Annotated in this window: 14 protein-coding genes; 1 reads left to right on the plus strand and 13 read right to left on the minus strand. The window is 37.9% G+C overall.

The features are described 5' to 3' along the window. Positions 1 to 11: 11 nt before the first annotated feature. From HPS55_RS02805 to HPS55_RS02820, 4 genes are all read right to left on the minus strand, one after another. Positions 12 to 914: a glycosyltransferase family 2 protein gene (locus HPS55_RS02805; protein WP_172175778.1), complete on the minus strand. Its 903-nt coding sequence runs from the start codon at positions 912 to 914 to the stop codon at positions 12 to 14. After that, on the minus strand, positions 911 to 2,077 hold the full coding sequence (locus HPS55_RS02810; RefSeq protein ID WP_172175780.1) for a nucleotidyltransferase family protein: 1,167 nt from the start codon (positions 2,075 to 2,077) through the stop codon (positions 911 to 913). Before HPS55_RS02810 ends, HPS55_RS02805 begins: the two co-directional genes overlap by 4 nt. A gap of 603 nt (positions 2,078 to 2,680) precedes the next feature. Next, on the minus strand, positions 2,681 to 3,151 hold the full coding sequence (locus HPS55_RS14180; protein WP_253947645.1) for an acyltransferase family protein: 471 nt from the start codon (positions 3,149 to 3,151) through the stop codon (positions 2,681 to 2,683). Next, positions 3,144 to 3,713, minus strand: coding sequence for an LbetaH domain-containing protein (locus HPS55_RS02820; protein ID WP_172175782.1), 570 nt, complete (start codon positions 3,711 to 3,713; stop codon positions 3,144 to 3,146). The genes HPS55_RS14180 and HPS55_RS02820 overlap by 8 nt, the downstream gene beginning before the upstream one ends. A gap of 116 nt (positions 3,714 to 3,829) precedes the next feature. Here HPS55_RS02820 and HPS55_RS02825 point away from each other — a divergent pair, with 116 nt between their 5' ends. Then, positions 3,830 to 5,122: an ATP-binding protein gene (locus HPS55_RS02825; protein ID WP_172175784.1), complete on the plus strand. Its 1,293-nt coding sequence runs from the start codon at positions 3,830 to 3,832 to the stop codon at positions 5,120 to 5,122. Between the two features lie 21 nt (positions 5,123 to 5,143). Here the strand turns inward: HPS55_RS02825 and HPS55_RS02830 are convergent, their stop codons facing one another. The 9 genes from HPS55_RS02830 to HPS55_RS02870 form a co-directional block, all read right to left on the minus strand. Further along, entirely contained in the window at positions 5,144 to 6,253 is a 1,110-nt protein-coding gene (locus HPS55_RS02830) for a glycosyltransferase (protein WP_172175786.1), read from the minus strand. A 66-nt stretch (positions 6,254 to 6,319) separates the two neighbouring features. After that, entirely contained in the window at positions 6,320 to 7,183 is an 864-nt protein-coding gene (locus HPS55_RS02835; protein ID WP_172175788.1) for an HNH endonuclease, read from the minus strand. Positions 7,184 to 7,198: 15 nt separating this feature from the next. Next, positions 7,199 to 8,686, minus strand: a complete 1,488-nt coding sequence (locus tag HPS55_RS02840; RefSeq protein ID WP_172175790.1) for an AAA family ATPase — start codon at positions 8,684 to 8,686, stop codon at positions 7,199 to 7,201. A 572-nt stretch (positions 8,687 to 9,258) separates the two neighbouring features. Then, entirely contained in the window at positions 9,259 to 9,864 is a 606-nt protein-coding gene (locus HPS55_RS02845; RefSeq protein ID WP_172324670.1) for a hypothetical protein, read from the minus strand. Between the two features lie 86 nt (positions 9,865 to 9,950). Beyond that, the gene (locus tag HPS55_RS02850) at positions 9,951 to 11,276 is read right to left on the minus strand and encodes a UDP binding domain-containing protein (protein ID WP_172175794.1); all 1,326 of its coding nucleotides are present in this window, start codon (positions 11,274 to 11,276) and stop codon (positions 9,951 to 9,953) included. Positions 11,277 to 11,292: 16 nt separating this feature from the next. Then, positions 11,293 to 12,429, minus strand: coding sequence for a glycosyltransferase family 4 protein (locus HPS55_RS02855; protein WP_172175796.1), 1,137 nt, complete (start codon positions 12,427 to 12,429; stop codon positions 11,293 to 11,295). Beyond that, positions 12,407 to 13,330: a beta-1,6-N-acetylglucosaminyltransferase gene (locus HPS55_RS02860; protein WP_172175798.1), complete on the minus strand. Its 924-nt coding sequence runs from the start codon at positions 13,328 to 13,330 to the stop codon at positions 12,407 to 12,409. The genes HPS55_RS02855 and HPS55_RS02860 overlap by 23 nt, the downstream gene beginning before the upstream one ends. Continuing rightward, positions 13,327 to 14,469: a glycosyltransferase gene (locus HPS55_RS02865; RefSeq protein ID WP_172175800.1), complete on the minus strand. Its 1,143-nt coding sequence runs from the start codon at positions 14,467 to 14,469 to the stop codon at positions 13,327 to 13,329. The genes HPS55_RS02860 and HPS55_RS02865 overlap by 4 nt, the downstream gene beginning before the upstream one ends. A 4-nt stretch (positions 14,470 to 14,473) precedes the next feature. Next, complete coding sequence (locus tag HPS55_RS02870) at positions 14,474 to 15,280, minus strand: glycosyltransferase (protein WP_172324672.1); 807 nt, start codon at positions 15,278 to 15,280, stop codon at positions 14,474 to 14,476.

Here is a 15,280-nt window from a genome sequence, read left to right on the forward strand (position 1 = left end):
TTTGAAGAATATCAAGACAGATATGTTTTCTTCAAATAAGCCTTTATTTTATTATCATCAAATCCAAATCTCTTTTTTAATTCAAAGATCTTGGCATCAACCAAGAAGCGATAAGAAAAACCTTGTAAGAAATGCCATACAAATCCCTCCTTGCCATCAAGGAAACCTGCCTTGAATATATAACGGATTGTAAAATTGATGAAAGGGCGAATAAACAAAGGAGCCTTGATATATTTCACTTTCAGCCAACGCTTGCGCTGCTCTTCTGTCCCAAAGAACTTAGGCATAACCTCTTGCGAAGATGCATCCAGTCCATATTCCATCATCAACATATCTGCCATTTCTCTTGTCGCATACCCATTGTGCTTGTTCATCCACCACGTCAAGTCATTGAGATTGGCATCCACTTGATCGCCTTGCTCTACTGTAATGACACGTCCGTCGAAAATGCAGATATGCTCATCCATCCAACGGTTCTCACACTCACCATGTCCTCTGCGCCAAACTTTCAAATGATAACTGGGATACCATCCCCCATGCTTCAAAGGACGCCCCATGAAGTCGATACGCTTGCGAACATAAATACCATTCACATCGTCATCACACTTACTTATCGCTTTCCTTACACTCTGCCCTAACCCGTTATCCAAAAATTCATCGGCATCAATACGCCAAACCCAATCTGCTGTTATCGGACAGTTGTAAAGTCCCCAATTGAACTGTGTCGCATAGTTTTTCCAAGGATGTTGATAAACTTTCGCCCCAAGTGACTCTGCCACAACTTTAGTGTTGTCCGTGCTGAAACAATCTATAACAAACACTTCTTCGCAAATTCCTTTCAGCGATTCTATGCAACGTGCAATATGTTTCTCCTCATCCTTTGTCAAGACGATGGCCGCGATAGTATTATTCATAAAAATATCATTGATTTTTCCAAAAACTCAAATCTCCGCTTCAGTGTAATGCCGATTCTTTTGGGCATAAGACATAATATATCTGTTGGAGCGAACCAAAAGAACTTTGCACAATGCCGTAATGCAATTTTAGCTGTCTCAAAACTTTTCATTACTCCAAAAGAATGATTCTTGTATGCCAACTTTCCAAAATTTCCACTCTCCATTACCGTTGCCATCAGCATATCGCCATAAATCTCATCTTTTTTACTCAATAAAAACAAATTGTCAACACATGACAAACTGAAATACTTTTTCATCATGGCTGCCATTGCCAGAAAAGCATCCAGATATCCAATTTCTGTCAAATGATGTTGCAACCTGTTTCTATCTGTCTTTCCTTTATAAGACTGCAAAAGAACAGCCAAGTCTACCGTCTGCCGCAAACCGACTCCTTCAACTATCAGATGGTTGAACCAATGTTTGAAAACAACAATAAGGTCTTCTATGGGAGAAAGCACAGAGACAAAGACAGCTTGTCTTTCAACACCGATGCCATTCAATTCAAAACAGACTTTTTCATTTGCGATACTTCCATCAATCATTCTGTTAAAATACCGCTGATGCCTGTTATTGCCGAATGTCTCTATCCGAGAATGTATTTCGAGGCGGATACCTTCATACTCAAAACAAAAATGCTTGTCTATATCGTCTTTATCTATCGCAATATGCCATTCTTGTTCTATTACAGAAACAGCCTTATAAAAACTACTATCGGGAACATAAAAATCCACATCGCCCATAGTTCTTGCATAAGACGATTTATAAAACCGAGCCACCGCCATTCCCTTAAACATGACATAACGGATATTATGTTTGTCCATCAGAATAGCAAGCCTGCCAATAACTGTTGCAAACTTATGATACATCCGCAGATGGTTCATCCTTGTCCGCATCAGTTTTGCTGTCTCTGTTCTTGATTGTATAACCGGAGCAACCGTCAGTCTGCCTTCTATTACGGCATCAGCCACTAATCCAGAAACAGTATGTTCCTGAGCCAGTTGCATCACTTGCGTCAAGGCTTCAACAGACAATATATGACCTCCAAAATTTTCTTTTTCAGAAATCTCTTCTTTTAGAATTTCGAGCAGAGCCAACTCGGCACGGTTTAATGCAAAGGCCATATTGACTTACCAATATATTCTACAATTTGAATATTTTACGTACTTCAAAATCTCCTCCACCAAATATTTGTGAAAACACTTGCGACAGACATTTCAAAACGTACGCCATACAGAATATTATAAGGTAAGTGATGATTATATTTAACGGAAACAGACCATTCATACTGTCTGTAAACAATGCGTATTGTACCAAATAGATCTCTAATGTAAGAGCAGATATTGCATAAACCACATTTCCAAGTACAGTCTTATCAAACACCTTTATCATCTTTTCACAGCTACAGAACATAAAGAAAAAGTAAATTGCAAGAAGCAGCGGTATCAACGAAACAATCTGAAACTTACAAAAAAACGGCCCGAGCTTATATATTGCCATACATACGTAATAAAGTACAATTGAAACAAAAAACAATGCAAACGATCTTTTTATACTGACATATGGCCTTTTAACTTCTTCATCACTTTTTACCCCCCCCGATGAAATTCGGTATAAACAGCTGAATATCATATTATTATCTTCACGAGTCAAGTCGATTGCCGTAATTGCTCCCAACAACATGAACATAAAATAATAAATCCGCATGAACGACACTTGGGCATACATCACGAATGTTCCATATCAAGAACAAAAAAACTCAATATGATTATAATGCCCAACGAACCTATAAAAACCATATTCATGCGATTTATCATAAAACGACGAATCACATAGAATATAACATAATAAACCATAATGCAAGGAATGAACCAATACCTTGGAGTGGTTATCACATCCGTAACCGACCAATCCCAGCCGAAAACCACGGCAGACAACAATGCCCACATTATAATAGACGGATAAATTCTGCCAACTCTGCGCTTGTACCAGTTCAGAAATCCTCCATCCCTGCCAAGAAAAAGCGTAAATCCAGAACAGAAGAAAAACACCCCGTCACCGATAGCCCCTCCTGTAACCAAACCACCGAACTTAGGAAACAACAAGCCCATATGTGAATAGGTTATAAGCAATGCAGCAAAAAACTTGAATACAACAATTGCCTTATTCTTTCCCTCCAAATCATAGATTTTATTCATCGGGCAAAACTCTTTTCTTTATTACTTTTGCGGGATTGCCTCCAACGACATTCCACGGTTCAACACTCTTATATACGGAGGCGGTGGCACCGACAACAGCACCCTCACCAAGCCCTACTCCCATACCGATAAACGCTCTGCTACCTACCCATGCACCCTGACACAAAAGAATGGGGGCTGTGATAAGTCCGCTGTCGGCAGTATTGGCATGGCTTATATCATGACCCGCCGTGCAGAGATACGAGTACTGAGACACGATAGCATCATCCTCAAGCACTACCCAATCTTGATTATAACAGATTACATCCGGACCGAGACAAGCCCTATGTCCCATCTTCAGCATCCATGGAGCCCATATCTTCACCGAAGCATAAACATTGGCATCCCATGCCACCTTTGCCCCGAACAGTCGCAACACGAGGATGCGCCATTTGCGAAAGACCGGGGTAATAAAAGGACGAAACAATATCACTGCTGTTACATTCCAGACCACACGCTTCAATTTCACTCCAAGACTTACTTTACCCAGAGTCTTCTTCTGTAAATGAAGTATACCGTTCATACGAACAAAATTTATGGTAATATCTTTATTCATGCAAATAAATGTGGTTAAACAGTAGTTATTCATGCGAAAAAGTGTATCTTTGCATCAAAGATTCGTGCAAATTATTGTAATATATGAAAAGAAACATCCTTGACGAACTCATAAAGTGGAAAGAAAAACCGAACCGGAAGCCTCTTATACTCAATGGTGCAAGACAAGTAGGAAAAACTTATATCCTACAAGAGTTTGGCCGTTTGTGTTATGACAATGTTGCATATCTAAATTGTGACCGCAATGACATACTCCGCAATATCTTTGCCCATGATTACGATACGGCACGGATTATCCGCTCTATATCTGCCCTTACCGGCATTCATATTGAACCGGACAAAACACTGATAATATTTGATGAAATACAGGAAAATCCGATCATACTCAATTCATTGAAGTATTTTTGTGAGAATGCACCGGAATACAACATAGCTGTAGCCGGTTCACTATTAGGCATATCATTGCACGGCAACGTTTCTTTTCCGGTGGGAAAAGTGGATATGATAAAGATGTATCCAATGACATTCGACGAGTTCCTTACAGCCACCGGCCATGAACAACTGACAGAATTATTACGCTGTGGCGAGAAAGAAATAATCGACACATTATCTTTACGACTTACAGACTGTTTGCGACAATATTACTTTGTCGGTGGCATGCCGGCAGCTGTACGTGAATACGCAGAAAGTGAGAACCTGCAAACCGTCCGTGCCATACAACAACAAATATTGTTCGACTATCGCCGCGACTTCTCAAAGCATGCTCCAACAGCAGAAGTTCCAAGAATAAATATGGTATGGGACTCTATACCAGCACAATTAGCCAAAGAAAACCGGAAATTTATATATGGAGCTATCAGAAAAGGTGCCCGTGCTTCCGAATTTGAAATGGCCATACAATGGCTTTTGGATGCTGGATTGGTATATCGCGTACATCGCGCAACTTGTCCTGTCATGCCTTTAAAATTTTATGAGGAGCTTTCTACATTCAAGTTGTTCATGCTCGATGTTGGACTGATGGGGGCCATGACCGATACACCGGCCGAAGCCATAATCATTGGCGATAATATATTTCGCGAATACAAAGGAGCGTTCACCGAACTTTTTGTATACACTCAACTTGTTCCCCAAAACAGACCTATATATTATTTCAGTTCAAACGACTCACGTGTCGAAATTGATTTTCTGATACAAAACGGAACTGAGATTATCCCGGTTGAAGTCAAAGCGGAAGTAAACGTGAAATCCAAATCGCTACGCACATACATTGAAAAACACCCTACACTGAAAGGCATGCGTCTATCCATGCTGCCACACTCAGACCAAGGATGGATGAAAAACATACCACTGTATTGTGTGAATTTTGGGGTGAGATGAAAGATAGATTATCATACCTTTTCACCCTTTGACTTTTCTATATAACTCAACCATATCGGCTGCTACTTTCTTTGAAGAGTATTTATCTTCTATAAGCCGGCGCCCGTTACGTCCCATTGCCTCCAAACATCCGTCAGAACACTTAAGAAAATCCTGCAAAGCCGAGACTGTAGCATCTGTTCCTATCTCCGTCCACCATCCGCATTTACCGGCCGGCACACCCTCAAGTTCCTGCCACGGAGTGCCTTTTGTTGTAATCACAGGAACACCGCTGGCCAAAGCCTCTGCCACAACAATACCGAAATTTTCGCTATGCGTAGGCAGCACAAACAAATCTGCCCGGTGGAACAATTCCCATTTGCGCTCACCATACACCCCACCAACAAAGTTTATCATGTCTGCCACACCTAATTTGTGCGCCAGCTGCTTCAACTCATTGATATAATCCTCCTCACCTTCACCGGCTATATTGACGGTATATCCATGCAACTGCTCTTTCAAACGGGCCACTGCCTCTATCAGGAAATCTATACCTTTCTTCACATGTACACGCGAGAGAAACAATATCTCCTTATGTCGTGCCCACGAATCTTTCATCACGATTTTATCCACCTGCACACAGTTTGGTATAACCGCAACATTTTCGTTCCAACCCAATTTCAGGATATTAGCCCTTTCACTCTCAGCCGTAGCATGTATCACATCCGCCATTGCCAAGCTGCGCTTCTGATACAACAGCAATGCAGGCAACTTCTTCGTCCAATAATGCCGCCTCATTATCCACGGTTCAAGCATCCCGTGAGGTGTATATACAACCTTGTATCCTGCATCCTTTGCCCACATGGCAGCACGTGCCGACATAGGCAGCCAGCAGCAGTTACTATGAAAAACATCAGGATGTATATCGTTCAACAACCGTATGAATTCCGACTTTCCAAGAGTTGAAAAAGGATTGTTGTTCTTCGGTATGTAATGAATCGTACAATTTTCAAGTTCCAAAGGATTGGCCTCGCAGTGCGTCACCACATGCAACTCCACAAGTTTGCCAAGCTCAACAGTAAGCAACTGCATATATGCCCCCACTCCACCAGAAGTACGATCTATAGAGGGTATATAATGAAGGATTTTCATGAAATAAAAATATAAAAGAGAATACAAAAGAGCCCTTCCTTATTATGTCATAAAGCGATAACAAAATTACAATGTTTCAAGCCAAACTTCAATATCATTGGAATGATATATAGCTTCACAAGTTGAATTATATATAAAATCTGCTTTGTTATTGGTCTGACAATACTTGTAGTTTTCTTTCTCGTCTTCCCAAAAGTCTTTAGCCTCCTTCTCATTGCGAATATGTTCATAGCGTCCCCGAATATCTTGAAGTCTCTGCCGAAGACACATTTGCGCCTCTTTTTTAAACTTTTCCAACAAATTCAATCTTTTTATTGTCGAAACAACAAGATTGTTTATCTCTTTGGTCATGTCCAAAGAGTTATTTATCTTAATCTCAATACAGGGCTGATTATCTTTAGGACTCAATGATATTATACATTCAACCAATTTATCTTGCAAGCCCTTGTCAAAGAAAGCATTAAAGAAACACCTATGCCCGTTATCATCAAGCCATCCCGCTGATTTGTCATGATTACAGTCATGACATAAAGGAATCAAATTGTAGCGATGTACAGAGAACTCCGGCATTTTCTCTCTCGGTACATAATGGTCCATTTCTTTTGCAATTGTAAGTCCACAAATCGGACATAATATACTTTCACCACCATTCTGTCTCTCCAAATTCTCCCAATGTTTTTTTACAAGACTTCTCCCAGACCAATAAAGATTATAAGCTTTGTTCCGATTAGTATCATCTTGCCCTAATATCCAAAGTGGGGACAGAGATACAAGATTACCATTAATTGCCTTATCATCATAATCTATGTATGCCTTTTTCAATTTATCTTTAACCGAATCGAAAAATGCTTTCTTTTCTCCATGCAATCCCTTGCCACTTTCAAGGACATCATCTTCCGCATTGACATTATATATTTCGATATTGTGCATCGATTCAATTCTTTTTTATTTTGAACATATATCACGTATCAGCAACTTTGAATTAAAACTCAACTGCATATATTGCTCCAAATAATCCACAATTTCATCATAGCTCATGATATTATTCCGCAATTCTTTCACTACTTTTATAAAATACGAATCTGCTTCATCATAGCCAAATATATTTTGAAAAAGGCGTGTTGTATCTTCACCAAATGTATCAAAAGGGACTGTCCCTATCTGCAATATTCCCCCATCGTTCCTACGCATTAGAAATACATTAGTATTTGCTATTTCACGCACTATCAGAGGCGTATGTGTCGCTACTATTGCAAAACTTTGGAAATCAGCCAAAATGTCACAAAGAAAAATCATAAAGTCTTTAATAATACTTGGATGCAAGTGGACTTCCGGCTCGTCTATCACCAACAAAGATGACAAATGGATGTTGGCGTATATATGGCTAAGCAGCAATAACGTGTGTAATTCGCCTGAACTCAAGTTTGTAACCAATCTGCTTATTTCCTCTTTGTTGACAGTCCATATTTCTTTATCTTCCTCTTCTTGCACTTTGTATATATTATCTGTAGTTCCACCAAAATACATCGCCAACTTTTCCATAAATCCTTCCCGCAGTTCCATGTTGTTCCATCTTGGACGATTTAGTATTCTTCTTGCAGTTTCTATCAGTTTGCATTCAGTCTCCTCCGTATCCTGTTCCAACGAATACCTTTCATAAGGTATCCTGTTACCTTGAATCTTGGGAAGCGGATATTTGTCAAGGGGAGTTGAACACAAAACCAGACAACTGTTAAACAGGGTTTGGGTAAGAACATTCTCTTCTGTATCAACAAGTTCCTCAACCATCTTGGACAACATTCTTGTTTTGCCGATACCATTTTCTCCGATAAGCCCTATGCAGCGCATGAAATCAGGATTTTTATAATCAAAATGAACATCCCATATAGTTTCATCATCCTGACAATAAGAAAAAGCAAATTTAAAAGAGTAGGCTTCTTTCGAATTTTTGCCAGCCAATATGAACTTTCCGTCTCGCAAGGCCTTCTCCGAACTCATATCGCGCAACAGGGATTTATTGAATATCTCATCGTCGACGAACAATTCATATATCTGACTATTCCAAGCGCAATCCCTAAGAAAATAAAGAACCTCATGTCTTTCATCGATATCCAGTATCTTCTCACAAAACTCCGAATAATAATTAGGACTGATTCCTAAAGAACAAAAGTCATCAGCTAACGGTTCATCGAATCTCTTATCCAAAGCGTCATAAGTGTTGGACTCATTACGACGCATAATCTTCAATTCACCAATAAAACTCTTATCATTTCGAGATTGAAATCGAAAAAGACTAAACCAAGTATAGCAGTTGTAATCACTCCAATCATCATTAAATACAAGAATATAGCTCGGATATTGGCTCGGACTTAATACAGATTGCAAATAGTCCGAACGGGCACCCTGTTTGACTTGAACTTCAAAATGTAACATATAAAATGATTATCAATCATAGACTATACCAAATAAACATACTCAGTCATCCAATCACCGATAATGCACATCTTCACTTCTAAGCCATCGTACTACAACATCCAAATAGTTTCCTCTATAATGTTTTCAAAAGTCCGGACTCCATCGGATAACTGTGCAATTGTTATTGTTCCATGATAAGTCTGTATTGTATTTTGTTGCAAATATACCATATTTCAACGATATGCGCAAGGTTTCATACAGGATTTTACCAATTGATTGGCAAACTTCGCTGCTATACATAATCTTTACATCTTAGTCCTGTTGCAAAGATATATATTCGTAATTTAAGTCCTAATTTGAGTACTTACATCCATAACATCCCCAATATGCCTCTATACCCACCACCATGGCAGTAACCATCTAAGCATTTGTCTTACACCACGTTTTATCTTCATTACATTGCTGTCATTATCTGTAGAATAGAAGAAAGCATTTCCTTTGCCTAAAAAGTGACCTCCAACACCTGACAAATGGGCTTGTGTACGAAATCTACCATAAACCCCATCCTCATGTTTATGCTCGCGGATAATTTACAAGAAAAACCACTCCACACATTTGCCCTCATAGTCATTCAGCATCCTATATTTTCCACGGATATATTTGTTGTAGAAATCCAAACCAACAACAAAATATCTGCATTCAGCAGCATGTCCGTTTATTGGTAAATGAAGCCATTCATAAACATTGTGGTCTTTGCAATCTTGATAGAGACGAATTCCCCCCCCCGATTTTTTATCCACTTCTTTCATCAGTTTATAGAGATTTAGGATAGGAAAACGTCCTGTAAGTTTGAAGAAACCGCCTGCATCACGGATTGATTTATTACGCTCTGTAACTAAATCAAGAATCAGCATCTCGTTATACGACTTACCTTTTGTTTGGTCAAAAAGTTCAGGTGACAGCGCCTCATATTCAAATCTAACATTATTTACTTTATCTAACTTTTTTCTTAGTCTACATTCATCCCATCCGGAATTTTCTGCAAAAACAAGTATAAAATAATCTTTTCTCTTTGAAAGGTCAGAGATATAATAGTTGAGCGTATCAATGTACATTTTTTCTCGTTCTTCGGCAGAAAATTCAGCACCTTTCATTCCTCGTGTATCAACCGAGCCTGTTAATAAAATTGGATACATAACTTTTTATTTTGCCAATATACAAAACATTTTTCTAAAAAAACTTTATATCTTAAGAGTTTATCACGAAGGTGTTATGTCATAAATTAATCCCTCTTAAATATATCCCTTGTATAAACTTTGTCTTTCACATCATCAAGACAAGCGTCATAACGATTGGCTATAATGGCATGACTATGTTCTTTGAAAGCATCCATATCATTTACAACTTTGCTGCCAAAAAAAGTGCTACCGTTTTCGAGTGTCGGCTCATAGATTATCACATCCGCACCCTTAGCCTTGATACGCTTCATGATGCCCTGAATGGCGCTCTGTCGGAAATTGTCCGAGTTAGACTTCATTGTCAAGCGATAAACACCAATTATACAGTTGTGCTCATTGGCGGCATCGAAACTGTTGGTGGCAGCATAACCGTAATACCCCGCTTTTTGAAGAACAGAATCTGCAATGAAGTCCTTACGTGTACGGTTACTATCAACAATGGCTTGAATAAGGTTTTCCGGTACATCAGCATAATTAGCCAACAACTGTTTAGTATCCTTAGGCAGACAATAACCTCCATATCCGAAACTCGGATTGTTATAGTGCTGTCCGATGCGCGGGTCCAGACTTACCCCATTAATTATAGCCTGCGTATCAAGTCCTTTAACTTCCGCATATGTATCAAGTTCATTAAAGTAAGATACTCTCAAAGCCAAATATGTATTGGCAAAAAGTTTCACTGCCTCAGCTTCTTTTAACCCCATAAACAAAGTGTCTATATTCTCCTTTATAGCCCCTTCTTGCAAGAGAGCTGCAAATGTCTTGGCTGCATCCTTGATCATCTCCACATCAGTAACCGATTTTATCGCCTTATTCTCCTCTACAAATTCCGGACGGTCGATAATCTTAGGATACCCCACGATAATACGGCTTGGATAAAGATTATCGTAAAGAGCCTTGCTCTCACGAAGGAACTCCGGTGAGAACAGAAGATTTAACCGCTTTACCCCTTTCTTGGCATATTTCAAATAGAGACTGCGGGTATATCCCACAGGGATAGTACTTTTTATTACCATCACGGCATCAGGGTTTACCTCCAACACAAAATCAATAACCTCCTCCACATGACTTGTATCAAAGTAATTCTTGACCGGATCATAATTTGTCGGTGCTGCTATGACAACAAAATCTGCATCCCGATATGCAGCCTTACCGTCAAGCGTAGCAGTAAGGTTCAAATTCTTCTCCACAAGATATTTCTCTATATACTCATCCTGTATAGGTGAGATACGTTGATTCAGTTTCTCCACCTTCTCCGGGATTACATCCACAGCACTTACATGATGATGCTGCGACAGCAAGGTCGCAATACTCAAACCAACGTAACCAGTACCGGCTACCGCTATTCTTATATCTTTAAAATCATTCATAGCAAAATCCAATTATTTATTTTGTTTTACACACTTTATCTATAACATTCATCGCATTCTCAACCATCTGCTCAATTCTCAGATGCTTTGCGACATATTCCCTAGCATTATCACCCATACGCTTTATTTCTTCAGCAGGAAGAGCCTCAACATTTCTTATACAATCGTCAATATCATGGAATATCAAGCCATTCTCGCCGTGATAAATATACGAATATTCCACACACTGCAAAGTTTCTTCGCTTCGCTTGAATGTAAAGATTGGTTTGCCATACGCCATAGCCTCAACGATGGATAGTCCAACCCAGCCAGGTTGGAAATACACATCTGCCAAGGCAAATAACTCTCGTTTCACAGCAGTATCATACACCGCACCAAAATCATATACATTATCATATATAGAAAAGTCCGGTTTAGATGCACCTGCACCAATGATAACAAAACCATATTTTTGGCTATTTAATCTCTTTATGGCTTCCAAGAGCAAGTCCACACGACGGTCAGCAATAAATCTCGCACAGAAAATTAAAATTACTTCTTGCCGAACACCATATTTCTTCTTTAACTCTTCTATAGACAATTCAGCCCGATACCTCATCATATCATCAACACCCGTCAAGGTATTGTGCAGAGCAACCATCGGCTTTTTCGGAAACAATTTCTGCCATTGTTCCTTTTCTTTGTCCATATAAAACCAAATGCCGTCAGCAAGAGAAATCATACATTTCAGTTTCCAGTCAGGTTTATGTTCTTCCTTCAGATACCGGCGTACAGAAATGCCCTGTCCCCAAAGAATAATTTTACGATGATGAAACCATTTAGTGAACAGCAAGAGCCAAGTACCTACATGAGCGAAATGAAGCATCAACACCAAGACAAGGATGTCCTTACCTAATAATGAAAAGGGATTGTAAAAGAGCAACTTTCCCTTAATTAGTTTGCACGGAAGATTCTTACACACGACATCACTAACCTTGAAGGAAGCCGATTTCATATCTTTAGTTTTCTCATAGGTATAGATTTTTTGCACTATCGGTTGTCCTTCAATACCTTTTACTTTCAACCGCTTACCCAACAAAGATAAGAATTCTTCACGATAATGAGGAATGAACGGCTGTAAATGAATAACACTATCCATTTTTTCTATATTCATCAATTTTATTCAACAAATCATTAGAAATACCAGTCTGAACCTTACGACAAAACATTTTACCTGATTTTATCAATTTGTCGTAATCTGTCAAAGTAAAGACTTTCTGACCTCCTTCATATTCTATATAATGAGTACATGTAATCTTTTCCAAACCTGGATAAATTCCGTCCTCAAGACAATCTATAGCATTATTTAAAAACTTAGAATTAAAAATAATAGTCTGCACAAACATCTCATCTGGAGCAAATGATGTACTAAAATATCGGCACATATTAGAATCATTCATTCTCTCAAATAGATATTCAGCGCAATCTCTTGGAATATTAAACCATTGGCTTCCGGCATATATGCTTAATTGTCTGTCATATTCTTCTATATATTTTCTTTTATGTATCGGCAAAATATTCATAAGCACCATCAATCCTCCAATAATATAGTGCCGTAATTTTGCGTTTTCAATTGGCAAATCTCTAAAATGATATGTTTCGATTCTCTGTGGAACTTTCTTTGGTACAGATACCTTTGATAAATTATATCCTTTCATATAAACTATATTTGGATGCGCCTTATAGAATGCCCGCATTTTATCATTACTCCAAAGAGGATAATCCAAACCTGAAAGCAACACAAACCTATCGAATCTTGTTTTAGAAGACAATGCATATTTCAGCAATAACTTTTCGGCTTTACATATACTAAATCCCCCCCAATAAATAACTTCTCTTTCTTTAATGAAAAAAACATTTGTTAGGTATGAAACTTCTTTTTTAAAGCATTTTATGTCTTGTCTTGCATCTATATGAATAAAAAAAGAAACTTTGTTCTCAACGGATAGAGCGCAAACAAGACGTTTGAGCTGATTCGGATCTGAATGCGCCAATATTAAATATGCTATCTTCATAAATATGATTTTATTTTACTGACAGCCGTATCAAAAGAAAACTTATCATTAGCCATTGTCATAATATCTTTACGCAGCAACCTACCAAGATGTAAATTTTCAATGATTTGCATTAATTTCTGTGAGAACTCGGTTTTATTGGAAAAACTGTATAATATTCCTTCTCTTTCAAAATCTCTATATCCTCTTGATGAAACTTCATGAGCTAATACCGGCAACCCATTTCTTAATCCATCCATAACACGGAGTTTCATTCCACCTCCCAACCTTGCAGGACATAGAAAAATTTCACAATGATTCACTATTTCATCCATATTTTGTGGATTGGATTTTAATTCGACACGAGGATAAAGAGAGTTTAATCTTGAAACCAATGTATTAGGCGGATTTTTCCCCGCAAAAATCACCTTGACATTTTGAGGAACTAATGGATATAACTCATCTAAGAAATAATTAATTCCATCAAGATTTTGCACATTGCCCATAGTTCCGCTAATTATCATTGTAATATCATTCTTGTGAAAAGGTGTACAAATGTGCGTTTCACTTATATAATTTTTATCATTAAAACATCCACCCACTATGGAGATGGTTTTTGATTTCCCGTAAACATTAGCAAACTGCTCTTTATCTTCCTTTGTAAGGAAAATATTATAGTTACAACCCAAATATGATTTTCGCTCGTTTTTCTTAATCTGTGGCAACAATAGCAAACAATTAAAATAACTATTGTTATCACGAAAATAATCATATTCAAAATTATGATTAAGAACTATCGTCTTTATACCTTTATTCCTACATACATCTACAAGGGAGCCTGCTATACTGTTGTGATCAAAAATACAATATTCATACTGTTTTTGAGACAACAGATCTTTGACAACAGTGTTATGCCGATGTAATATGCCTGTGAAAGGTATCAAATATTTATCCAGTCTGTTCCGTCCTTTTATAGGTATAAAATTTATATTTGAATATTCTCCTTCTCGTTTTGTATCTAAATACTCTTCGCAGATACAAACATCAAATCTTGCATCCGAAAATATTGTGGTAAATAGCTGCAAATAATTGCGACAAGCAAAACATCCACCTCCGATTCCCCATGGATTATGTTTCAACACATATAATATATTCATCATTAAATTACTTTATCAAATTCATATATCTCCTAAACACACCTAAACCATAATGGTTTTTGAATACAACTTTCAACAAATAAAGCAATCTCCTTGTACCATTTAAATGCCAAGGCTTTATAGCACCAACGAAATGGACAACATAAATTCGTTTATCTGCATTTGTATTTTTAAAAGAGAAGCCTAATGACTTTGCAAATGTTAAATACTTAAAAAACATATTTAAACCCTCAGGAAGATGTAATTGCTTACGCTCAGGCCAATCAGACATAAAATCATTAATTACATCTTGATCGCCTACATTTTTGCCTTCCATTGAATATCGCCTCAACGTCAAAGGCAACTGTTTCATAAGTCCCCTAAAAACTTTATCATCCGGTTCAATAACCATGATACCAGAATTGAGACGAATCCAAGAGCTATTTAAGAAATGTCCTGCACTACAAGCAGAAAAACCTGGATATTCGAACAAAAAATCTATATTTTCAACTATCAGCATATCAGAGTCAAGGAAAACAAGTTTTTTCGCCCCCCCATTTTTCCATAACAGCAGTTTGTCAAATGTATACATCCAATGAGAAAAAGACTGTTCATTAGCCAAATCCAAACCTTCTATTGCAGATTGTTTTAATTTATATGTCTGTATTCCGTAACTATTCAAACGTTCTATCAATTCATCACCCAAACTTTTAGAACATGCACATAAAAATGGTATGGAAGTTCCTGTTTCTTTTAGCGAACGATAAAGGGCAACACACCCAAACAAATAATTTTCAGAACTTAATAAAGTTACATATGCATATTTATTCTCCAT

The organism is Xylanibacter rodentium (genome assembly GCF_013166575.1).
GTDB classification, from domain to species: Bacteria; Bacteroidota; Bacteroidia; order Bacteroidales; family Bacteroidaceae; genus Prevotella; species Prevotella rodentium.